The 21,855-nt window shown below is 70.5% G+C and carries 22 protein-coding genes and 1 riboswitch; of the genes, 6 read left to right on the plus strand and 16 right to left on the minus strand.

Annotation, left to right across the window (positions count from 1 at the left end; genetic code table 11):
• Nucleotides 1–18 precede the first annotated feature (18 nt).
• Together ACIP64_RS03570 and ACIP64_RS03575 are read right to left on the minus strand one after the other, a co-directional pair.
• A complete protein-coding gene (locus ACIP64_RS03570; RefSeq protein ID WP_401581291.1) occupies nucleotides 19–1,212 on the minus strand; it encodes a DUF4241 domain-containing protein in 1,194 nt (397 codons plus the stop codon).
• Between the two features lie 380 nt (nucleotides 1,213–1,592).
• The gene (locus ACIP64_RS03575) at nucleotides 1,593–2,858 is read right to left on the minus strand and encodes a TerD family protein (protein ID WP_401581293.1); all 1,266 of its coding nucleotides are present in this window, start codon (nucleotides 2,856–2,858) and stop codon (nucleotides 1,593–1,595) included.
• Between the two features lie 374 nt (nucleotides 2,859–3,232).
• On the opposite strand from ACIP64_RS03575, the gene ACIP64_RS03580 reads away from it, so the two are divergent.
• The 4 genes from ACIP64_RS03580 (at nucleotide 3,233) to ACIP64_RS03595 (ending at nucleotide 6,501) form a co-directional block, all read left to right on the plus strand.
• A complete protein-coding gene (locus ACIP64_RS03580; protein WP_401581295.1) occupies nucleotides 3,233–3,529 on the plus strand; it encodes a hypothetical protein in 297 nt (98 codons plus the stop codon).
• Between the two features lie 209 nt (nucleotides 3,530–3,738).
• Complete coding sequence (locus ACIP64_RS03585) at nucleotides 3,739–4,650, plus strand: cobalamin-binding protein (RefSeq protein WP_401581298.1); 912 nt, start codon at nucleotides 3,739–3,741, stop codon at nucleotides 4,648–4,650.
• 392 nt (nucleotides 4,651–5,042) lie between these two features.
• Nucleotides 5,043–5,726 (plus strand): M24 family metallopeptidase, encoded by a 684-nt coding sequence (locus ACIP64_RS03590; protein WP_401581300.1) that lies wholly within the window; start codon nucleotides 5,043–5,045, stop codon nucleotides 5,724–5,726.
• 139 nt (nucleotides 5,727–5,865) lie between these two features.
• The gene (locus tag ACIP64_RS03595; protein ID WP_401581303.1) at nucleotides 5,866–6,501 is read left to right on the plus strand and encodes a molybdopterin-dependent oxidoreductase; all 636 of its coding nucleotides are present in this window, start codon (nucleotides 5,866–5,868) and stop codon (nucleotides 6,499–6,501) included.
• A gap of 35 nt (nucleotides 6,502–6,536) precedes the next feature.
• On the opposite strand, the gene ACIP64_RS03600 is transcribed toward ACIP64_RS03595, so the two are convergent.
• The 12 genes from ACIP64_RS03600 to ACIP64_RS03655 are packed head-to-tail and all read right to left on the minus strand — an operon-like array spanning nucleotide 6,537 to nucleotide 18,327.
• Nucleotides 6,537–7,697 carry an LLM class flavin-dependent oxidoreductase gene (locus ACIP64_RS03600; protein WP_401581306.1) on the minus strand — a complete coding sequence of 387 codons (1,161 nt, stop codon included), beginning with the start codon at nucleotides 7,695–7,697 and terminating at the stop codon, nucleotides 6,537–6,539.
• A gap of 26 nt (nucleotides 7,698–7,723) precedes the next feature.
• A complete protein-coding gene (locus tag ACIP64_RS03605) occupies nucleotides 7,724–8,920 on the minus strand; it encodes an SfnB family sulfur acquisition oxidoreductase (RefSeq protein WP_401581308.1) in 1,197 nt (398 codons plus the stop codon).
• Complete coding sequence (gene ssuE, locus ACIP64_RS03610; RefSeq protein WP_401581310.1) at nucleotides 8,917–9,474, minus strand: NADPH-dependent FMN reductase; 558 nt, start codon at nucleotides 9,472–9,474, stop codon at nucleotides 8,917–8,919. Before ssuE ends, ACIP64_RS03605 begins: the two co-directional genes overlap by 4 nt.
• Nucleotides 9,475–9,534: 60 nt before the next feature.
• Entirely contained in the window at nucleotides 9,535–10,662 is a 1,128-nt protein-coding gene (locus ACIP64_RS03615; protein WP_401581313.1) for an LLM class flavin-dependent oxidoreductase, read from the minus strand.
• Nucleotides 10,663–10,674: 12 nt separating this feature from the next.
• Nucleotides 10,675–11,769 carry an LLM class flavin-dependent oxidoreductase gene (locus ACIP64_RS03620; protein ID WP_401581315.1) on the minus strand — a complete coding sequence of 365 codons (1,095 nt, stop codon included), beginning with the start codon at nucleotides 11,767–11,769 and terminating at the stop codon, nucleotides 10,675–10,677.
• Nucleotides 11,766–13,139 carry an NtaA/DmoA family FMN-dependent monooxygenase gene (locus ACIP64_RS03625; RefSeq protein ID WP_401581317.1) on the minus strand — a complete coding sequence of 458 codons (1,374 nt, stop codon included), beginning with the start codon at nucleotides 13,137–13,139 and terminating at the stop codon, nucleotides 11,766–11,768. Before ACIP64_RS03625 ends, ACIP64_RS03620 begins: the two co-directional genes overlap by 4 nt.
• 19 nt (nucleotides 13,140–13,158) lie before the next feature.
• A complete protein-coding gene (locus ACIP64_RS03630; RefSeq protein WP_401581319.1) occupies nucleotides 13,159–14,430 on the minus strand; it encodes an LLM class flavin-dependent oxidoreductase in 1,272 nt (423 codons plus the stop codon).
• A gap of 44 nt (nucleotides 14,431–14,474) precedes the next feature.
• On the minus strand, nucleotides 14,475–14,678 hold the full coding sequence (locus ACIP64_RS03635; RefSeq protein WP_401581322.1) for a putative leader peptide: 204 nt from the start codon (nucleotides 14,676–14,678) through the stop codon (nucleotides 14,475–14,477).
• Nucleotides 14,675–15,418 carry a GNAT family N-acetyltransferase gene (locus ACIP64_RS03640; RefSeq protein ID WP_401581324.1) on the minus strand — a complete coding sequence of 248 codons (744 nt, stop codon included), beginning with the start codon at nucleotides 15,416–15,418 and terminating at the stop codon, nucleotides 14,675–14,677. Before ACIP64_RS03640 ends, ACIP64_RS03635 begins: the two co-directional genes overlap by 4 nt.
• A gap of 40 nt (nucleotides 15,419–15,458) precedes the next feature.
• Entirely contained in the window at nucleotides 15,459–16,493 is a 1,035-nt protein-coding gene (locus tag ACIP64_RS03645) for a transporter substrate-binding domain-containing protein (protein ID WP_401581326.1), read from the minus strand.
• Between the two features lie 47 nt (nucleotides 16,494–16,540).
• Nucleotides 16,541–17,317: an amino acid ABC transporter ATP-binding protein gene (locus tag ACIP64_RS03650; RefSeq protein ID WP_360913098.1), complete on the minus strand. Its 777-nt coding sequence runs from the start codon at nucleotides 17,315–17,317 to the stop codon at nucleotides 16,541–16,543.
• Nucleotides 17,314–18,327, minus strand: a complete 1,014-nt coding sequence (locus ACIP64_RS03655) for an amino acid ABC transporter permease (RefSeq protein WP_401581329.1) — start codon at nucleotides 18,325–18,327, stop codon at nucleotides 17,314–17,316. The genes ACIP64_RS03650 and ACIP64_RS03655 overlap by 4 nt, the downstream gene beginning before the upstream one ends.
• Nucleotides 18,328–18,936: 609 nt before the next feature.
• Nucleotides 18,937–19,045: riboswitch (SAM riboswitch) on the plus strand.
• Between the two features lie 241 nt (nucleotides 19,046–19,286).
• Here ACIP64_RS03655 and ACIP64_RS03660 point away from each other — a divergent pair.
• Both ACIP64_RS03660 and ACIP64_RS03665 read left to right on the plus strand, forming a co-directional pair.
• On the plus strand, nucleotides 19,287–20,069 hold the full coding sequence (locus ACIP64_RS03660; RefSeq protein WP_401581332.1) for a glutathione S-transferase C-terminal domain-containing protein: 783 nt from the start codon (nucleotides 19,287–19,289) through the stop codon (nucleotides 20,067–20,069).
• Between the two features lie 214 nt (nucleotides 20,070–20,283).
• Nucleotides 20,284–20,703 carry a VOC family protein gene (locus ACIP64_RS03665; RefSeq protein ID WP_401581334.1) on the plus strand — a complete coding sequence of 140 codons (420 nt, stop codon included), beginning with the start codon at nucleotides 20,284–20,286 and terminating at the stop codon, nucleotides 20,701–20,703.
• A 27-nt stretch (nucleotides 20,704–20,730) separates the two neighbouring features.
• Here ACIP64_RS03665 and ACIP64_RS03670 read toward each other — a convergent pair whose 3' ends face one another.
• Entirely contained in the window at nucleotides 20,731–21,369 is a 639-nt protein-coding gene (locus ACIP64_RS03670; protein ID WP_401581336.1) for a phosphatase PAP2 family protein, read from the minus strand.
• A 96-nt stretch (nucleotides 21,370–21,465) separates the two neighbouring features.
• A complete protein-coding gene (locus tag ACIP64_RS03675) occupies nucleotides 21,466–21,831 on the minus strand; it encodes a DUF6233 domain-containing protein (protein WP_401581338.1) in 366 nt (121 codons plus the stop codon).
• Nucleotides 21,832–21,855: the final 24 nt, after the last annotated feature.

The raw sequence follows: 21,855 nt of genomic DNA on the forward strand, positions 1-21,855 counted from the left end.
ATCGATGGTCGGCGGCTCCTACTCTCCCCCGTCGGCCGAATGGAGCTGGAAGTCGACGACGACGCAACCGACCTGTCCGTCATCGGTGCGGCCGATCCAGACGGGGTAGGCCCCGTCGCCCATGCCGGCACGGAAGGCGATGAGATTCGGCTCGTGCTCCGTGCTGGGCAGTTCGACGGCGAGATGACTGTCGAGCGGCATGAACAGTTCATCGTCCAACTGGTCTTCGATCACCGTCCGAGTCGCATCCATGAAAGCCGCTGTGCCGGTATCCACGCCAACCCCGTAGAACTGGCCCTCGCCGAGCAGCCCCAGGTCCTCGTCGGGCAGGAGGGCCATTTCCCACTCGCGGGGCGGGATGTCCAGGAGTGTCACCCTGGCCGCAGCGACATCGACCCCGCGTGCCGTACGCAAAAGCGACAGCGTGACCGGGAACTCGCCCGGTGGTACGGCGACGGTCCGCGGGGTCTCTCCGCTCCACCCGGGGTCCGAGACCGCCAGCTGCCCTGACGTGATCCGCAGCAGGCCGGCGTCAACGAGATCGACGGCGGCCGGCCCGTCCGGAGTGTCGCAAGCACCCGGACTGAACAATTGATCGATTCCGGTAGCGCGCAGCGGTCCCGATCCTTCGTCCACCGACACGTCTCTCAGCACTACGGACCTGGCGGACTCGTGCCCCTGCTGGGCAAGGAACGGCGCGAACACCTGCCAGTCGCCGAATTCCGGTACAGAGCAGAGGAAGCTTTCGACGGCCGTCACGAATCGCCGCACGCGGGCGCCCGACGAGCCGGCTGCCAGAGCGTGCAGTGCCCCCAGCGGCCCGCCGAATTCGGAGCTCACCTCGACCTGCCCGTCGGCCGAGACGGTCGTGGTCTCCTGAACATCCCAATTCCAGGACGCATGCTCCTGCTCATTGGAAAACTGCCAACGGGTGTTCCGGTGAGCCAACAACATCCCCGCGCTGTGCGGCTTGAGGTCGATCATCTGCATGCGCCAGGACCTGTCGTCGAACAGGTACATACGCCACATCCGGCGCGGCCAGTACTCGACCAGTGCCAGCGGACGCTCCCGCGCGGACAGCAGAACCGCGTACTCCATCCCGGCAGCATGCCTGCGTGCCGCTACCGCGCGCGGCATCGGGTCCGGATGCGTCGTCCCCTGCTGGGAACCCCACATGTTGCCGTACGACACATCAAGACTGTCGAAGATCACAGCCGCGCATCTCCCCCCGTGGCACCAGACGCCCCCGAGCGGTGGCGCTCGACGGGTGACCCTGCCGCTTCGCTCTGCCCTTCCGGAGCTTCGTTGTGCCGCCAGTGTGGCACTGAGGTGTGACACACAGGCTTGTGGGAGGCCAGCAACCTGCTGTTACCGACGATATGGGCCGCCCCAGGTGACGAAACACAGTCGGTTCGGCGGCCCCCGTCGTGATCCATGCGCTCGCGTCAGCGACGACACTCAGGGGCGGGAACGTGGCCACTCCTGTGCGGGTGCACTCCTGCCCAACTTGTCCACGTGCCAATTTCCGTGTTCGATCCCACGCCCGCTTGAGGTCCGTGGGAGGAAAGGGTCAAGAGTGGAACGGCGGCCAGCTACCTCGTCTTGAATTCGACCTTGCCTGCGCTCATCCGAAAACTGCCACTGGAGTACAGCATCGGACGGGCCTCCACGTGATTCCCGCTGTACTTCTCAACATGCCGAATCGCAATGCCGCCAGGGGCGGTGAAGTCGATCAACGCAATGGCGACCCAGTAAGACAGGTTGCGATTATTGAACAGCGGCACTGTGACAGTCGAGCCCCGCCCATCGGTTACAACTGCCCGAGCACCGTACGACTTGAACGAGCCGACACCATTCTCAACCGCGCTGTACGCGCAGATGAGCACATATCCCTGCAGGTCAGGACGCCGGATCGTGATCGTCTCCCGCCCCGGCCTCCGGGAATCGCCATCAAGAGCGATGAATGGCGGAGCCGTGAGCGATCCCAAATTCCGGTAATAAATCACCTGTTCGGATTTGCTCGGCTTGGCGCCCTTGGGCGTCACCAGACTTCGAGGAACATGCAACGCGTAGAGATCCAGATCCGCCCCGGCCCTCCGTCTGGCATCACTGCCTCCGTTCCATTCGAGCATGGCTGTTACGGCGAGGCTTGGATCTTCCTTTCGCATGTTGATCGTTGCCTGGCCACCTTTGGTGAGCACAACCCTCCCCAGAGGACCCGGCGGGGGCAGCGGCGCCATCGGCGGCCGTTGCGGTGCAGCGGACGGAACGGTAAGGGCGCGAACCGGCTGGGCACTTGTCGCATGTCGCGACGGGCTCGGCGACTCAGGGGGCCTTGCGGCCGCAGCGGCCGAGACGGGGCCAGGGTCGTCGACTACGATCCCGAAATCCCTGGCCAGACCCGCCAACCCAGTGTCCCAGCCCTGGCCCACGGCACGAACCTTCCAGGAGCCGGCACGGCGGTAGAACTCGACGACAACCGCGACCGTCTCCTGGTTTGCGAGGGGCGGTGGGGCAAACATAATGCGGCCATCTCCGCAGTCGACCACCGCGCGCGGGGTACTGCTCGCATCGAAGTGCGGAGCCGAACATTGTGGGTCAATGCTGGCTACCACAGCGATTCGATCAACTGAACCGGGTACCGCAGCCAGGTCCGCAGCGATGGTCTGACCGGCAAGGCTCACACCGTCCTGAGAGCGGTGGTTGTAGAAGACCAGGTCCTCATCTGTCCGCACTTTGCCATCCTGGGCCAAGAGAACAGCTGAGACATCAATGCCCGTCGTCGGCGTAGTGACGGTGACTTGGCAGGTGTTGCCCAGCAAGGGAGCATTACCGCCCTTGGTGAGGTTCGTGATCATTCGTGGCCTCCCGGAGTGCTTCACCCATGGTGGTCCGTTGAGTCGGTTCGCGCCGGGAAACGGCTGATGTTCCGCGGTTGAATCCACGTCCCGAGTGGCAGCCGGTGGCAGTGGGCCTGAGGGCCGTTGCGGCTGTGCCGCGGGCGTGGCCCGTAAGGGTCCGGAGGGGGTAGGGCCTCAGGGCCGTCCCGTATAAGCACGTGACCTGTGGGTTTGCCGGACGGTACGGTCGCTGGGTGGAGCCGAAGCGACCGAACAAGTGCCCATTGCACGGGGCCGGGGTGCGTCCTGGTCATCTGGTCGGGCGGCGTCTCGAACGAGTGCTTGCGTCGTGGCACTTGTATGGCGCGGAGCCCCGGACAGGCCCGCTTGATGTGTGGCTGATCGACGGCGAGGAGGCTGCCACCCACGTGACGACGGGATCGGACTGGTGCCTGATCGTAGAGACATCGGTCCCCATTGAGGGATACGACATGGCGGAGTCCGGCCGCGTTGAGGTGGCGCCCATTCACCGCGAGGCCCCGTTCGCAGACCATCTCGGCGAGACGGTCTTGGCGGTATACGAGGAGGCGGACCCGGACACCGGCCGGCTCGCGCTTGAGCTCACCTTCGAGTCCGGCCGTGTCCGGTGCGAGACCTGGTCCGGGGATCTGCGACTGTCCAGCAAGTGATCAGTGCACCACTACCGGCGGAAGTGTGAGAATCACGCAGAGACGGCGTACACCGCGCCATGGTCGGCATCGCACGAATGCACAACCTCCTCCTCGCCGGGTGAGCCGCCCGCCTGGAAGGGGCACTCGTGGCCCACCCTGCCAAAGATCCTTTACGGGACAGCCCTCAGGAGGCGTCCACCACGGCAGGGGCCACCTACAGTCGGAGTATGCGCATCGTCTCCCTGCTCCCGGCCGCGACCGACATCGTGGCCGAACTCGGCCTGGCCGCGCAGTTGGCCGGGCGGACACACGAGTGCGACTGGCCGCCGGAGGCCGTCGCATCCGTGCCCGTCGTCACCGGTGCCGCCTTCGCGCCGGACGACCTGAGCAGCAGGGAGATCTCGGACGCCGTCGGAGGCACCGCTCACTCCGGTTCCTCCCTCTACACCCTGGACACCGAGGCGTTGGCGGCCGCCGAACCCGATGTCGTTCTCACCCAGGACCTCTGCGAGGTGTGTGCCGTCTCCTACCAGCGGGTGAGCCAGGCGGTACGCGTCATGGACACCGGCACCCGGGTTCTGAGCCTGGAACCACGGACCCTGGACGACGTGCTGGACTGCATGGTCACGGTCGGCGATGTGCTCGGCGTCCGCGACCGGGCCGAAAGACGCCGGGCCGAACTTCGGCACCGCCTGGACCGGGTGTCCCGTCTGACAGCCGGTCGGCCGCGCCCTCGTGTCGTGGCGATCGAGTGGCTCGATCCCCTGTGGCCGGCGGGCCACTGGGTGCCGGAGCAGATCGGCCGCGCCGGGGGCGAGGCCCTGCTGGCCGCACCCGGTGAGCACACCAAGCCCATGACCTGGGAAGCGGTCGTCGCGGCGCGCCCCGATGTCGTCCTGGTCCTGCCGTGCGGCTTCTCGCCTGAGCGGACGCTGCGCGAACGAGAAGCCCTGACCGCGCTGCCGGGCTGGGCGGATCTGCCCGCCGCCCGGGCCGGCAGGGTGTGGGTCCTGGACGGCCCGGCCTACTTCAACCGCCCCGGCCCTCGCGTGGTGCGCGGCGCGGAGGTGCTCGCCCATGTACTGCACGGCGTGCAGGCCGGGGAGGCGGTGACGTCGGCGGAGGCGCGGCCGTTCTGACAATCGTTCAGGCGCGAGCGGCCTCGTCCCCGCCTGCGACGGCCAGTGGGTGTATGCCCGGCAGACGTGCCCACGAGTCCGAGTGCCTGCCCGCTGCCCGCTGCCCGCGCAACGCGGCGGGGTGCCCCGCCGCTCCGGGGAAGCCCCCGTCCTCCATCTGCTGCTGCGCGATCCACGCGATGCCCTCGTCCACGTCCGAATCGCCGTCGCGTTCCCCGATTGCTGGTAACGCTCAGGGGCCGGCCTAGGACGTCAGGTGCCTTGGCGCCGGACAAACGCTGTGCCCACGACATCTGCTGACACCCCGGCAGCACTGCCCGCGCTCCGCCATGAGCACGGCCGGCCTCCCAGGTTGCCGAAATCGGGCCACGGCTCCTACGGTGAGTCACGTGATGGACGAATCCACGCGCGCGGCACGGCTCCTGGATGCGCAAGCCAAGGCGGCGCTGCTGTTCGCCGAGGTCGAGGCACGCCGCCTGGTGACCGCCGGCCAGGGCGAACGCGCGGTCAGCGACCGGATCCGGGACCTGGCGAACGAGATGTTCGGAACCACGCACTACTGGCACAAACGCATCGTGCGGTCCGGGCCGAACACCCTCCTGCCCTACCGCGAGAACCCACCGGACCGGGTCATCGGCGCGGACGACATCGTCTTCGCCGACTTCGGGCCCATCTTCGAGGAGTTCGAGGCCGACTTCGGGAGGACCTTCGTCCTGGGTGACGACCCGCGCAAGCACCGCTTGCGCGACGACCTGTCGACCGTCTTCGCATCCGGACGGCGGGCCTTCGAAGCGGACCCGGGCATCACCGGCCGGCAGCTCTACGCCGAGGTTCAGCGGCTGGCCGCCGAGGCCGGCTGGCAGCTGGGGGGCTGGCATGTCGGCCACCTGGTGGGTGAGTTCCCGCCCGAGTACAACGACTGGGAGGACGTCGACTCCCACATCGTGCCCGCGAACGAGAAGCCACTGCGCCGGACGGACGAGGCGGGACAACCCCTGCACTGGATCCTGGAGATTCATCTCATCGACCGCGACGGGGGCTTCGGGGGATTCCACGAAGAGCTGCTGGATCTCTGAAGCGCACTGATGAAGGCCGGTTCCCGCAACAATGTCACCGCCCGCGGGGGCGAACCCTGCCCGGGCGTCATGCAAGGTGAGCGCATAGGCTGAGCCGGAAAGCAGGCCGCGAGCAGGAGACGGAGAGAGGCCGCAGCCCTTGACCGCCGAGCAGTTCTCCGGGTCCGAAGCGTCCGGCCGTATCCCTCCGGGTCAGCGGCTTGTCCGGGGTTGGCCCGTCTCGCACTACGGCCCCGTCCCGCGTTTCCGCCCCGACCGCTGGAATCTGCGTGTCTTCGGCGCCACCGCCACCGGGGACCACCACGACTGGAATTTCGACCAGCTCGTCGATCTACCCCGCACCACGGTCGTCGCCGACCTCCACTGCGCGAGCGGCCCCAGCTCCATCGGACACGAGTGGTACGGAATCCCCGCCGCTGCCGTCCTGGACCTGGTCCCGCCGGCACCGGACGTCACGCACATCATGGCGTGGGCGGAGTACGGCTACTCCGCCAACCTGCGACTCGGCGACTTCACGTCGGCGCAGACCCTCATGGCCACACACCGCAACGGCGAACCCCTCACTGCCGAGCACGGGTTCCCGCTGCGCTTGGTGGTTCCCCACCTCTTCGGCTACAAGGGCCCCAAATGGCTCCGCGGAATCGAGTACATGACGGCTGACCGGCGTGGGTTCTGGGAAGAGCGCGGTTTTCACAACATCGGGGATCCCTGGCAGGAGCAGCGCTACTCCTACGAGGAGCAAGAGGGCGACGGGCCGCAGCCGCACGGCGGCTAGTCCACCCGGGGCCGCAAGCTCGTGTCACGAACGGCTCATCGCGGGCTCCCGACGTCCGCGAAGGGGATCCGCGCCGACGGCCCCGCCTCCCCGCCGAACCGGTGCCGCCACAGCCCTTGTGCTTCCAGCCGGGGCAGGACGCCCTCGCCGAACCAGTACGCCTCCTCCAGGTGCGGATAGCCGGAGAGGACGAACTCCTCGATGCCGACCGCGGCGTACTCCTTGATGCGTTCGGCGACCTCGTCATGGCTCCCGACCAGCGCGGTGCCCGCGCCGCCGCGCACCAGGCCGATGCCCGCCCACAGGTTGGGGTGGATCTCCAGGCGTTCGCGGCTTCCGCCATGGTGCAGGGCGAGCATGCGGCGCTGGCCCTCGGACTCGCTGCGGGCCAGGCCGGCCTGGACGGCGGTGACGGTCCGCGGGTCGAAGCCGTCCAGGAGGCGGTCGGCCTCGGCCCAGGCCTGCGCGGAGGTGTCGCGCGTGATGACGTGCAGCCGGATGCCGAAACGCAGGGTGCGTCCCTGTTCCGCCGCCAGTCGACGGATCCAGGCGACCTTCTCGGCGACCTGCGCCGGCGGCTCGCCCCAGGTGAGGTAGACGTCGGCGTACCGGGCGGCGACCTCGCCGGCCGCCGGGGACGATCCGCCGAAGTACACGTCGGGAACCGGATCGGGCACCTGGGCGAGCGTCGCGTTCTCGACGTGCAGGTGCTCACCGCGCAGGTCGACGGACTTTCCCTCCCACAGCCTCCGCACGATGTCGAGGAACTCACCGGTCCGCCGATAGCGCGCGTCCTTGTCGAGGAAGTCGCCGTAGGCCCGCTGCTCGTGGCTCTCGCCTCCCGTGACGACGTTGAGCAGCAGCCGTCCGCCGGTCTGGCGCTGGAAGGTGGACGCCATCTGCGCGGCCAGCGTGGGCGAGACGAAACCGGGCCGGAAGGCCACCAGGAACTTCAGCCGTTCCGTGTGCTGGCTGACCATGGCCGTGGTCAGCCACGCGTCCTCGCACCATGCGCCGGTGGGGGTGAGCGCGCCGGTGAATCCGAGGTCCTCGGCGGCGCGAGCGATCTGGCTCAGATACGCGACGGTGGGCGGACGGTCGCGGCCGGACCGGGTGGCGGGGGTGCCGTGGCCGCCGCCGACGACGTGGCGGCTGTCTCCGTTGGTCGGCAGGAACCAGTGGAAGTCGAGGGACACGTCAGTTCTCCGTTCGGGGTCGTCCGTCACAGCAGGCCGTGCCGGGGCGGCCGGGTGCCGTTCAGCACATGGCGGCCGATGTGCTGGACCTTCCAGCGGGGCGGGTCGTGCAGGGTGTGGGTGCGGGCGTCCCGCCAGAGGCGGTGCAGGTCCAGGGAGTCGAGCGCGGACCGGGTGCCGGAGACCTCGAAGAGGGCGCTCGCGACCTCGACCGCGGCTTCGCCCGCCACCACCTTGGCCGCGGCCACCGCGATCGACGCCTCGGCGGCCGAGTCGTCGGTCAGGTCGGCGCGGGCGGCGTCCACGGCCCTGGCCGCGGCGTCGAGCAGCGCGTCGGCTGAGCGGACCCGGATCGCCAGTTCGCCGAACCGCTGGATCAGCAGCGGGTCCTGGGCAGCGGTCCCGTGTCCCTCCTCGACGCTCTCGAACCACGGGCGGCTCTTGGTGCGGACGAACTCCACCGCCTCCGCCAGTGCCCCGAAGGCGATCCCGGCGTCAATGGCGGCGTGCAGCAACTGGGCGACCGCGCCGTGTAGTTGCGGCCCCTCGAAGGTGAGGTGGTGCGGCACGACCCGGTCCGCGTTGACGCGCACCGACTCCAGCCGGACCGTGCCGCTGGCGGTCGTGCGCTGCCCCATACCGTTCCAGTCGTCCACCACCGTCACACCCGGCGCGTCCCGCGGCACGTACGCCACGTGCAGCTTTTCGTCGTCGCCGCGGGCAAGGACGGGAATCCAGTCCGCGAACAGGGCACCCGTGGAGTAGTGCTTGACGCCGTCGAGCACGTACGCCCCGTCCGGCAGGCGCGCCAGCCGGGTACGGATGTCCTGCACGTGCTTGGTGCCCGCCTCGGACTGCGCGTTGCCGAACCGCTTCCCCCTCAGGACCTCGCCGAAGAAGAACTCCTTCTGCTCGGGCGTGCCCTGCCGGCGCAGCACATTGACGTACACGAAGTGGCTCTGCGGGATCTGGGCGAGGCTGGCGTCGGCGGCGGCCAGCAGCCGGAGGACCCGGGCGAGTGTGTCCGTGCCGACGTCGGCGCCGCCGAACTCGGCCGGCACCGTCACCGCGAGGAGGCCGGAGGCGGACAGCCGCTCCAGCTCCGTGTACGGAAGCCGGCGCAGCGTGTCCCGTTCGGCGGCGCCTTTGCGGAAGTCGGCGGCCAGTTCGGTCGCGACGGCGAGGGCTTCGGCGGCGTCGGCTATCACCGTCACGGCGCTCACGCGGTGGCCGCCAGCCGGCTGGGACGTCCACCGAGCGCGAACGAGAACTGGTCCGTTACCTGGGCCAGCGCCTCGGCCGCGGCCGGCGCGACGGTCAGCGTGCCGTCGTCGCCGACCGTGATGTCCTTGTCGAGCGTGAACCAGCCCGGCGTGATGTGCGCGGGGTTCATGGAGCTCAGCACGGGACGGAGCGCGTAGTCGATGGCCAGGACGTGGGCGGTGGTGCCGCCGGTGGCCAGGGGAAGGACGGTCTTGCCCGCGAGTGCGTACTGCGGGAGCAGGTCGAGCAGCGACTTGAGCAGTCCTGAGTAGGCGGCCTTGTAGACGGGGGTGCCGATGACGACGCCGTCCGCCTGTTCGAACAGGCGCGTGGCGGCGACGATCGCCGGATGCCCGAAGTCGGCGTGCAGCAGTGCCTCGGGCGGGAGGGTGCGGACGTCCAGTGGGACGGTCGTGTGTCCCTGGGCCGTGAGCCGGTGGTCCAGGTGGCGCAGCAGACGCGCGGTGCGGGACGTGGCGGAGGGACTTCCGGAAACAGACAGGACGGTCGCCATGCCGGTGCCTTTCCTTTCCAACGGGTCGGGTCGGTCGACGTCAGGGAGCGGTGCCGTGCTTCAGCGGCGGTGCCACTCCTCGGCCAGCAGCCGGTAGGAGCGCACGCGGTCGTCGTGGCCGTGGGTGATGGTGGTGACGATCAGCTCGTCGGCCCCGGTGGCCTCTTCCAGCTGTTCGAGCTGGTCGGCGACGCGCCGCGGGGACCCGACGAACTGCGTCTCGAGGCGGTCGGCCACCAGAGCCTGGTCCTGCTCGGTCCATGCCTGGGCGCGTGCCTGTGCGGGGGTGGGGAACTCGATGGCGCCCTCGGCGGTGCGGATGCTGCGGACCCAGGGGCCGTAACCGGTGGCGAGTTCGCGGGCGGTCGCGTCGTCCTCGGCGACGACGACGTCGGCCGAGACGCTGATGTACGGCTTGTCGAGCACCTCCGACGGCTGGAACGCGGCCCGGTACCCGTCGACGGCCTCCAGAACGGTGCCGGGACTGACGTGGTAGTTCGCCGCGAAGCGGAGTCCGTTGCCGCCGGCGACCTCGGCGCTCTGGCCGCCGCTGCTGCCGAGGATCCACACCTGGAGGTCGGCGCCCTCACCGGGAACGGCGTGCGCCTCGATGCCGTCCGGGGAGCGGTAGGTGCCGCGCAGCAGCGCCAGGATGTCGTCGACCTGCTCCCCGTAGTCCTGGGACCGCGCGCCGGGCTGCTGGAGCAGCCGCTGCTGGAGTGCGATACGGGGTGAGCCGAGGAGGTGCCCGAAGGAGAACTTCGGCGGGATCCTGAGGCCGCCTGGCGTGCGTCCGTCGACGACGGGCGTCGTGGTCGGCAGCGGGCTGTCCGGGCCGGTGGGCGGGCGGCCTCCGGAGCGGCCCAGTCCCAGGTCGAGCCGCCCGGGGTGCAGGGCGTCGACGAGCCCGAACTCCTCCACGGTGGACAGGGCCGTGCGGTGGCCGAGTTGGACCGCCCCCGAGCCGAGCCGGATCGTGGACGTCGCGGCCGCCGTGAGGGCCAGGACCACGGCCGGCGAGGTGCCCGCGACACCGGGGTTGAGGTGGTGCTCGGCGAACCAGTAGCGGGCGTAACCGAACTCCTCGGCCCTCCGGGCGAGGTCGATGCTGTTGCGCAGCGCCTCGGTGGCGGTCGAGCCGGAGGATATGGGAACGAGGTCGAGGACTCCGAGCGGTGTGCGCGACACGGTGCTTTCTCCTCAAGAACGGGCGGGCGACGGGCGGGTGGGTTCGGGCGCACTCAGGGCGGGCGCCCAGGCAAAGGGCGGGTCGGGGATGTCGCGCCGCAGCACCGGGGCGACCTCGGACTGGAAACGCTCCAAGGAGGCGCGGTGCCGGTCACCGGTCAGTCCGCCCGCGTCGGCGTGGACGTGCAGGACCGTGTGGCCGAACTCCTCGTGGTAGCGGTGCACCTTGTCGACGACCTGCTGCGGGCTGCCGACCAGCGCCGAACTGCGCGCCACAAAGTCCTCCAGGGTCGCGAAGACCGGCTGGAGCCCGAACTGCCGCTGGAACGCCAACTGTCCCTCGAACACCGGCCGGTAGTGCGCGAGCGCCTCCTGGGACGTGCGGGCGACGTACAGACCGGCCGTTCCCGCGCCGACGGCGATGCCCGCGGGGTCGTGGCCGTAGTGCCGCCGGCGTTCGCGGTAGTGGCGGATCAGCTCCGCGTACGGCTCGATGGGGTGGGAGACATTCGCGGAGAACAGGGGGTCGCCGTAGCGGGCGGCGAGGTCCACCGACTCCTTGCTGGTGGCGCTGCCGTGCCAGACCCGGATCGCCCGTTGCAGCGGCCTCGGCCGGACCTCGGCGTCCTTCAGCGCCGGGCGGAAGCGGGTGTCGGCGGTGACCTTGTCCTGCCGCCACAGCCTGCGGAACACCTCGTAGCTCTCGGCGTTGCGGTCCCACTGGTCCTCGGGGGTGACGTGGAACAGTTCGCGCTGCGCGCTGCCGTTGCCCTTGCCGATGATCAGCTCCAGGCGCCCGCCGGACAGGTGGTCCAGCGTCGCGTAGTCCTCGTAGGCCCGTACGGGGTCCAGCAGGCTGAGTGTGGTCACGGCGGTGAAGAGCCGGATCCGCGAGGTGAGCGCGGCGATGTGGCTGAGCACGACCGGTGGCGAGGAGGAGAGGAACGGCCGCTCGTGCCGCTCCCCCACGCCGAAGCCGTCGAAGCCCAGTTCTTCGGCGAGCAGCGCGTTGTCCAGGACCTCGCGGAAGCGTGCGCCGGTCGGCTTCAGCACCCCGGTCACCGGGTCCGGGGTGTGCGCGATCAGGGTGATGGCCAGGAATCTCATGAGGCCGCCCGCTCGGCCGGCGGGACGTCGGGGTGGGCCAGGCCGAGGTGGTCGCGCAGCGTGGTGCCCTCGTAGTCGGACCGGAACACACCCCGCTCCTGCAAGAGGGGGACGACCGTGTCGGCGAAGGCGTCCAGGCCTCCCGGGGTGATGTGCGGGACGAGGATGAAGCCGTCGGAGGCGTCGCTCTGCACGAAGTCGTCGATGGTCGAGGCGACCGTGGCCGGGGAGCCCACGAAGGACTGCCGGTTCCCCGTCTCGATGACGAGGTCGCGGATCGACCACTTGTTGGCGGCGGCCAGCGCCCGCCACTCGCGCGCGGTGGCCAGCGGATCGCGGTACATGCGGACCTGCGCGCGCCCCTGGGAGACGGTGTGCTCGCCGGGGTCGGGGTCGATGTCCGGCAGCGGGCCGTCGGGGTCGTAGCCGGACAGGTCGCGGTTCCAGACGAATTCCAGGTGCTTGATCGCGGTTGCCCCGCTGACCTGGCGGCGTCGCACCTCGTGGGCGATCTCCGCGGCCTCGGCGTCGGTGTCGCCGAGCACGAAGGTCGCGGCGGGCAGGATCAGCAACTGCTCGGGGGTGCGGCCGTACTTGGGGAGGCGGCCCTTGACGTCCCGGTAGAAGGCCCGGCCCTCGTTCAGCGTGCTGTACCGGCTGAAGATCGCGTCCGCGCCGGACGCGGCGAACTCGCGGCCCTGTTCGGAGTCGCCGGCCTGGAAGATCACGGGCCGCCCTTGGGGACTGCGCGGGACGTTGAACCGGCCCTGGATGTCGAAGTGCTGCCCCTTGTGGACGAAGGCCCCCGCCCCGGCGTCACTCAGGAAGACGCCCGCCGCCTGGTCGGCGACGACCTCGTCGCCGCGCCAGGAGTCGAAGAGTTCGCCGGCGGTGGCGAGGAACTCCCTCGCGCGCGAGTAGCGCTCCGTCTGCGGGAGGAAGCCGCCGCGGCGGAAGTTCTCGCCGGTGAAGGCGTCCCAGGAGGTGACGACGTTCCAGGCGGCACGCCCGTCCGACAGGTGGTCGAGGCTGGCGAACTGGCGCGCCACCTCGTAGGGCTCGTTGAAGGTGGAGTTGATGGTGCCGGTCAGACCGAGGCGTTCGGTGACGGCGGCGAGCGCGGCCAGGACGGTGAAGGTGTCGGGGCGGCCGACCACGTCCAGGTCGTGGATCCGCCCACCCTGTTCCCGCAGGCGCAGCCCCTCGGCGAGGAACAGGAAGTCGAACTTGGCCCGCTCCGCGGTCCGCGCGAAGTGTGCGAACGAGCTGAACTCGATGTGGCTGCCGGCCTCCGGGTCGCTCCACACCGTGGTGTTGTTGACACCGGGGAAGTGCGCGGCCAGATGGATCTGCTTCAGCGGCTTGCTCATGGCGTACAGGTCCTCCCGGTCAGGCGGTCGCGGCGGCGTAGCGGTTGGCGGGGCGGCCCATACCCAGCAGGCCGCGCAGGGTGTCGGCCTCGTACCGGGCGCGGAAGGCGCCGCGGCGTTGGAGTTCGGGGACGAGGCCCCGGGTGATCGCCGGCAGGTCGTGGCCGATCACGGCGGGGCGCAGCCGGTAACCGGTGAGTCCGGCGGCCTGCCACTCCAGCAGGAGGTCCGCGAGCGCGCCGGGGGTGCCCGTGAAGATCTTCGCGTCGCTGGTGTACGGGGACCCGGCGAGGCCGTCCAGGCGTTCCCTGCGGGCCCGGGCCGCGGCGGGGTCGTCGTCGAGGAAGACCACGAGGTCGCCGAAGATGTGCAAGGGCTCCCGCCCCCGGCCGGCCGCCTCCTGTTCGGCACGGATCTCGGCGACGACCGCCCTGGCCTGGTCGCCGTCGTGCGGGGTCACGTAGCCGATGTCCGCGGAGCGCGCCACGAGGCGGAACGGCACGGTGCGATGGGCGAGAGCGCTGACGACGGGCTGGCCCTGGGGCGGCCGGGGGGTGATGGAGGGTCCCTTGACGCTGAAGTGCGGGCCCTCGAAGTCGATGTAGTGCAGCTTGCTCGCGTCGATGAAGCGGCCGGTGGCGACGTCGCGGATCTCCGCGTCGTCCTCCCAGCTGTCCCAGAGCCGGCGGAGCACTTCGACGTAGTCGGCGGCCTCGTCGAAGAGGTCGGTGAGCAGTGCGTCGACGGTCGGGGTGCCGAGGTCGCCGGTGGCGAGGGCCGGGATCGTGCGTCGGCCGAAGTGCGCGGCCTCGTCGGGCCGTGCCGAGACCTGGACGCGCAGGCCGGCGCGGCCGGAGCTCACGTAGTCCAGCGTGGCGATGGCCTTGGAGAGGTGGAAGGGCTCGGTGTGGGTGGCGACCACGGTCGGGACGAGGCCGATGTGCCGGGTCAGGGGGGCGACGCGGGCGGCGACGAGGACGGCGTCGAGGCGGCCGCGTACCTGGTCGGTGCGTGTGTCCGGCTCGGTGGGGTGGGAGGACTGCGGGCCGAGGGAGTCCTCGATCGTCACGAAGTCCAGCAGTCCGCGTTCGGACTCGGTGACGACGTCGTGCCAGTAGCGGGCGGTGAGCAGTTCCCGGGGGCGGGACGCGGGCTCACGCCAGGCGGCCGGGTGCCAGCCGGCACCGTCGAGGGCCACGGCCAGGTGGAGTGGGTTGTCCGGGAGGGATGACGCGGGGTACGGCGAGGAGAAGTCCGAGGACACGGAGGGAGCCTTCCTGATCGACCACATGTCTCACCGGCCCTCGTCCGGAGGGCCGACGGCGGAGAAGGGGGTCAGGAACTACAGAGGGAGCCGGCGACGCGCTGCAGATCGATGTGCGCCCGGGAGTAGAGATGGACCCGGTGGATCCGGCGGGGTGGGACGGAGACCGTCGCGGGCACTCGGTTCGCTGTCGGCACGATCGTCACCTCCGCCGAGTACGGTCCGGGCAGGCGTCGAACCGCCTGCAGCGCTCCTTCCAGCACAACAGCGCTCATGCCCGACTCTGTTCCCCCGGAGCGCCCGGAGTGCGGACGATCAGGAACGTCGTGCGGCGGCGCAGAGTGAATCCGATGGACTCGTAGAGCCCGATCGCGCCGGAGTTGACGGCCGCCGCGTGCAGGAACGGGGTGTCCCCGCGGTCCCTGATGCCCGCGGCGACGGCCCGCACCAGCCGGGTCGCCAGGCCCCGGCCGCGTCGCGACGGATGCGTGCATACGGCGCTGATCTCCGTCCATCCCGGGGTCCGCAGCCGTTCGCCGGCCATGGCGACCAGCCGTCCGTGCTCCCGGATGCCGAGATAGGCCCCCAGCTCCACGGTCCGGGGAAGGAAGGGGCCCGGCTTGGTCAGGCCGACGAGGTCCAGGATCTCGGGCACGTCGGCGGGGCCGAGGGGTTCCGCCTCCGGTGCCGGCTCGGCGCGCAGCGAGGTGTCGACGAGCTGGACCCCTTCGCCGCTCTCGACGAGCTCCCACCCGTCGGGGATCGTGCGCGCCCCGCTGACCGCGACAGCGGCGCCCGCGCCGGCCAGGAGGGCCAGATCCTCCCAGGCCCTCGGATCGGCCGGGTCGGACAGCGCGGTGAACGGGGAGACGTCCGCGGGGTAGCGGGCGGCCAGGCCGACGCGTTCGGCGAACCGGGCGTGCGGACCGGTCAGTGCCGCCCATGCGGGGTTGTCGAGGACGTGCGGTGGCGCGGCCGGGCGCTGGGCGCGGTCCGCGGGGATGCTGAGGGACATGGCTGCCGGATCTCCGTACGGTCGTGCGGCGGACGGGGCGTCAGGAGTTGTCGAGCGGCAGGCCGGGCGGATCGACCTCCGAGGTGGCGACGGCCTCGTTGGACAGGTTCCAGGCGGCGAGCCACTTCGCGTACTGGCCGTTCTCGATCAGGTGGTTGATCGCGGCCGCGATGGGCTTCGCGAGGCCGCTGTCCTTCTTAGCGGTCGCGGCGATCAGGCCCTGCAGACTCGCGCCGGCGCCGGAGTACTTGCCCGCGTTGCGGGTGGGGTTCGGCGTGCCGGCGTCCTGGGTGATGTGGTAGGCGATGCCGGGATTGGGGCCGAAGTAGGCGTCGATCTTCTTGCCGCTGAGCGCCAGATAGGTGCTGTTGTTGTCGGGGAAGTACTTGACGGTCAGGTCCTTGCCCTCGCCCTGGAGCTTCTTGCGCCACTCGAGGAGGATCTTCTCCTGATTGGTGCCGGCGCCGACGGCGACCGTCCTGCCCGCGAGGTTCCGGTAGTCGTCCGCGAAGTCCCAGGTGCTGCTCTTCAGGACCTCGAACGCCAGATTGTCCTGCCGGTAGGAGGCGAACTCGTACTTGCGCTTGCGCTCCTCGGTGTCGGTGACGTTGGAGAACGCCACGTCGACCTTGCCGCTGTCGATGCCGACGAAGAGGTTCTCCCAGGTGGAGTTCTTCACCACGGGCTTGAGCCCGAGGACCGCGGCCACCAGCCGGCCGAGGTCGGGTTCCGCTCCGGTGAGGGTCCGCTGGTCGCTGCCGACGTACGCCAGCGGCGGGAATCCGGCCGGCAGCGCGCCGATGCCGACGACCAGCTCCCCCTTGGCCGCGATCTCCTTGGGCAGACCGGCGCTGATGGATGCCACCTCGGGCACCTTCAGCGTGGTCTCCTGGGCGGCGCCGTTGGACAGGCTGCCGACGGTGACCGTGCCGGCGGACGAGGAGCCTGAGCCGGTGGTGACGGACGTACCGCTGTCGTTCCCGCACGCGGCGAGTCCGCCGGTGAGGAGGGCGAGAACGCCGGCGGCCGTGACGGTACGGATGAGTCTGCCGCGAGGGCGGGGAAGGGTGCGCATGACCGTCCTTGGTCGTGGGTCGCAAGTGGGCGGGAAGAAGCGGCGGATCAGAGCACCTTGCTCAGGAACTCACGGGTCCGCTCGTGTTCGGGGTGGTTCAGCACCTGTTCGGGCGGGCCCTGTTCGACGATCCGTCCGTTGTCGAGGAAGACGATCCGGTCCGCGACCTCGCGGGCGAAGCCGATCTCGTGCGTCACGACCAGGAGGGTGGTGCCGCCGGTGGCCAGGTCCTTGATGACGGACAGCACCTCGCCGACCAGCTCGGGGTCCAGCGCGGACGTGGGCTCGTCGAAGAGGATGACGCCGGGACGGAGCGCCAGGGCCCGGGCGATGGCCACCCGCTGCTGCTGCCCGCCCGACAACTGCCTGGGGTACGCGTCGGCCTTGTCGGCGAGCCCCACCCGGCCGAGCAGGGTGCGGGCCAGTTCGCGGGCCTGCGGCCTGCGCAGCCTTCCGGTCGCCACGGGGGCGGCGGCCACGTTGTCCACCACGGTCAGATGCGGGAAGAGGTTGAAGTTCTGGAAGACGAAGCCGATCCGGCTGCGCTGGGTGAGGATGACCCGCTCGCTCAGCTCCCTGAGCCGCTCGCCGTGCCTGCGGACGCCGATCAGCTCGCCGTTCAGGCTGACGTGGCCGATCTCGGGCTTCTCCAGATGGTTGATCACACGCAGCAGGGTGGACTTTCCGGAGCCGGAGGGCCCGAGGACGACGGTGACCTCTCCCGGACGCACCGTCAGACTGACCCCGTCCAGCACCTGGTGGGCGCCGTACCACTTGTGCACGTCGTGGACCTCGACCGCGGCCGGCCGGATGTCGGTGCTCATGGAGTGGCCCCCGTCCGGATCCGGGCCGGCAGGTGGCGGAGCGCGGCACGGAGTTTCTGCACGGGAGTCGCGGGAACGATGCGCAGAGCGCCGCGCGAGTAGTACCGCTCGACGTAGAACTGGACGACGGAGACGACGCTGGTGAGGATCACGTACCAGACGGTGGCTACCAGCAGCAACGGCACGATGTCGCCCGGGTAGGTGCTGCCCATGCTCTGCACCGAGCCGAAGAGGTCGAGCAGCGAGACGTAGAAGACCAGCGAGGTCCCCTTGATCAGGCCGATCAGCTGGTTGACGTAGTTGGGGACGACGGACCGCAGCGCCTGGGGAAGGACGATCCTGGCGAACTGGTAGCGCTTGGGCAGGCCGAGCGCCGCGGCCGCCTCGTGCTGGCCCTGGTCCACCGAGAGGATGCCGGCGCGCACCACTTCCGAGGCGTAGGCCGCTTCGTTGAGGCTCAGCCCCACGACGGCGACCACCATGTCGGTGGCGAGCCTCGACTCGTCGAAGGTGAGGAAGGCCGGGCCGAAGGGCACGCCGAGGCTCAACGTACGGTACAGAGCGCTGAAGTTGTACAGGAACAGCAGCACGACGATCAGCGGGACCGACCGGAACAGCCAGGTGTAGGTCCAGCTGACGGCCCGCAGTACGGGACTGCCGGAGAGCCTGGCCAGCGCCAGCACGATGCCTCCGAGAAGACCGAGCACCGCGCTGTACGCCGTCACCTCCAGGGTGATGAGCAGTCCGTCGAGGATCACCGGGCGCACGAACCAGTACCCGAAGCGGTCCCATTGGAAGAAGGGGTTGCTCAGCAGGCCGTGCCCGATCTGGGCGGCCAGGACGAGCACGACCGCCGTGGCGATCCACCGGCCGGGGCGGCGCAGGGGCAGCACCCGCTGCTCCGCCGGCGGTCGCGGTGCGGGACCACGCACGTCACCGGGCTCTTTCGCGGGCGCCCGGGCCGGTGGCGCCGAGCGGTCGGACACAGCGGTGCCAGGGGGTTCACTCATCGGGGACTCCAGCGGACGGGTGCACCCGGTCGCGCAGGCGACGGCCGACCGCAGGGCGAACGACACCTCGGCGGTACGGAGTGCACGGGGAGACGAGCGGAACGGGGCGGAACAGGCGGGCACGCCCACCGCGTCAGCGGGAGGTGCCGGCGTTCAGGGAGTGATCGTCAGCCTTGACAGCGCGCGCGACAGGGCGCGGAACACAGGCGACACAGGGCACTGCTGACGCGGGCCAGACCGACGGGCCGCTGCGTGTACGCCGGGACGAGGCCGTGGCGCCGCCACGCTGCCGTCCCCGGGGTCGCGTACATCGCGTCACCGCCACCGTTCCGCCCCGCTCGGGGCCTCGTGCCTGCCGAAAAGTCGTCGGGACGGCCCGGACAGCCTTCCGCCTGGGAGGCGTTGGCGCGGCCGGCCTGAGCCTGCCGCCGACGTCCGGGACCGTTCTGCGGCGTAAGTTAGACACGGGCCGAAGAGAATGTCAACGACGCTGTCTCGCATGCCGGATGCCGTGGTGAGACGCCCCTCGCCTTCTTGACGCGCCGCGTCCGGCGGCCCAACACTGGTGCCGACGGTCACGATTGTCAGCGCCCGTGGTGCCGTGTCGCGGCTCCCACGGGTCATCGGCCCCGGCCCGCTGACCGGCAACCCTCACATCGCGGTGGGGTGCCCCGGGTGACGACCGGGTCCCGCCGGCGCGGCGGGACAAGCGCGGTCCCGCGTCACGCGGGCCCCGAGCCGGGGAGGCGGACATGTCCACAGCACGGTCCGCGCTGCTCACCCGCCGGCTGCACATCGACTTCCTGCGTGTCTGCAGCGCGTTCGGCACGACCGGCTGACCTCGGTGAGTCCTCACGCAGTACCGACTCAGGGGCCGGGTGCGAGCACGCACCGGCCGTCAGCCGTCCCGCCCGCCGCTGCCCGAGGGCAACCGGGGGCCGCCACGCCCTGGAGAGCGCATGCCCGAGACGACGATCTCACGTGATCCCGGTTTCCCCGCGTCCTGTACCGCGCTGCCCCGCACGCCCCGTCCGGACCGCTTCCGCAGCCGGATCGGTGCCGACGCCGCCGGCGGCTTCTACCCGGCTCCGTGCCGCTACGAGCTGTTCCTTTCGGCGCGATGCCCGCAATCGCGGCGGGTCGCCGTCACCCTCGACCTCCTGGGCCTCCGGGACACCGTCGTCACGACGGTCGTTCCGCCGGCGTCGCCCGACGCGGCCGCGCCCGCGGCATTGCGCGCGGCGTACGAGGCCACCTGGCACGGCTACGACGGGCCGCTCACCGTACCCGCCCTGTGCGACCGGTGGACCGGACGAGTCGTCAGCAACCACACCCCGGACATCCTCCGCGACCTCGCGGGCCGCCTGGGGGACGCGGCACGCCTGTGTCCCCTGGACCTTGTGACCGAGATCGGTGCGTTTCAGGACCTGGTGGAGCAGGACATCGTGCGCCCGGCGGAAGAGGCGGCCACGGGCGCACCTGCCGACCGTGCCCAGGCCCTGGAACAACTGCTCACCGCGCTCGGCCTGCTGGACCGCCGACTGGCATGCGGACCGGGCCCCTACGTCCTGGGCGAACGGCTGACCGCGGCGGACGTCGACCTGTGGGTCGCCCTGACGGACCTCACGGACGGTGTGCTCTCCCCGTACCGGCACCTCACGGCCTACGTCCGCCGCCTCCCACGGCAGTACGCGGCTTTCAGGTCTCCCCGGCCGGAGGAACGTACAACCCAGGGAGGCTGATGCCGCTCCCGGAGCACCCTCCGGACGGGCACCACTAGGGTGCTGGGTTCACAAGACCGCCGATGTCTCACGGGAGATCCACGATGCCGAACCCCATGGGGTCGACGTACGCCACCGTCCGACCGCGGGCGAAGGCCACCGAGGGAGCGGGCAGCAGGGCCACCGGTCCGGCCATGGTGTTCAAGCCGGTTGAGCCCGCCCCGGCGGTGGCGGCATGACCCGGCCGGCGGGCGGGATGCTGCACCACGTCGAGATCTGGGTGCCCGACCTGGAGCGGGCCGTCGCCTCCATGGGCTGGCTGCTGGAAGCCCTGGGGTACACGCTTTTCCAGAGCTGGGACGAGGGCCGCAGTTGGCGGCTCGGAGCGACTTACCTGGTATTCGAGGAGTCCCGCGCCCTGACCGCCGTCCGGCACGACCGGTGCCGGCCCGGACTGAACCATCTGGCGTTCCACGTCGAAGACCACCACACCGTGGAGAATCTGGCCTCCGAGGCAACGCGGCACGGCTGGAGCCTGATGTTTCCCGACCGCCACCCGCACGCCGGCGGCGAGCAGGCCTACGCCGCCTACCTGGAGAACACCGACGGTTTTGAGGTCGAGCTCGTCGCCGTCAACCCGTCGGAGCCGGACTGACGACGACCACCCGGGGCCGGAGGGACGTCAGCGCAACGGCAAGAAGATCGCCAGTGCGACAGAGGAGCCGATCAGGAACCCGACGACGGTCTGCGCGACGGTGTGGTCGCGCAGCACCACGCGGGACCAACCGACCGGTATCACCGCGAGGAGGAGGGGCACCATCGGTGCGCCGTAGACGGCGGTGAGTATGGCACCGGCCGCGCCGACCGCCGCGGTGTGCCCCGACACCTTCCACCAGATCGTCACCAGGCCACCGACCGTGAGTCCGCTCAGGATGGCCACGACGAGCGCGGTGAGCTCACGCGGTGCGCCCAGCAGAGCAAGAAGGACCACGCTGAGCACGGCGCAGGCGATCGCGGTCGCCAACGGGACCGCGCGCTGACGCCGGATCCGCACATGTACGTCCGTGAACCGTCCGGCCCGCACCCCGAGGACGACCACGGTCATCGGCACCCCGACGGCTCCCGCCGCCGCCCCCGCCGCCCAGGCGAGCCCAGAGCCGTGCCCGCTGTGCCACCCCACCGCGAGCAGCATCACGGTGAGGAGATACGCGGGTGCCAGGACGTCCGTGATGAGCTTGGCCAGGGACCGCACGGCGGGTCGCGGAGACGCGGGCCCTTCCTGCTCGAGGCGGACGGTACGGTCCCGTTCACGGATGATCACACCCGGCATTGTCGTACAGCGGAAATACCGCGCTTCAGCCGGGCCGCCCGCTGCTGGAGCACTCCACTCGGCGAACGCGCGTGACCGCCGGATTCTTCACTGAGGACCGCTCGCGTCAGGAAACGCGCGCTCGGGGTGGCAGCGGGGGCAGGGCGTGATGTCGGGCATCGCCAAAGCGATGCCGAGTTCGTTCTGGGAGAGCCAGCCGCCGGCCGCGTCCGGGCAGTCTCCCCGGTGGAGCACCGCACGGACGGAGCCGCCCTCGCCGTCCGGGAGATGCTGCAGGCGCCAGCCGGCCGAGCCCTCGGCGATCGGGCCGGCGCGGCGGGACGTAGCCGAAGGGGCAGCGGGTGGTGACGGCCCTTCGAGCTCGCGGATCCTCGCATCGACCGCGTCGAGCTGCAGTTGCAGGTACACACGGATGACCCGCAGCCGGTCCAGATCCGGAGGGAGGTCGCCCATGCGTTCGACGGTACGTTCGGCGGG

The sequence above is a fragment of the Streptomyces sp. NPDC088733 genome, from assembly GCF_044751185.1.
Lineage (GTDB): Bacteria > Actinomycetota > Actinomycetes > Streptomycetales > Streptomycetaceae > Actinacidiphila.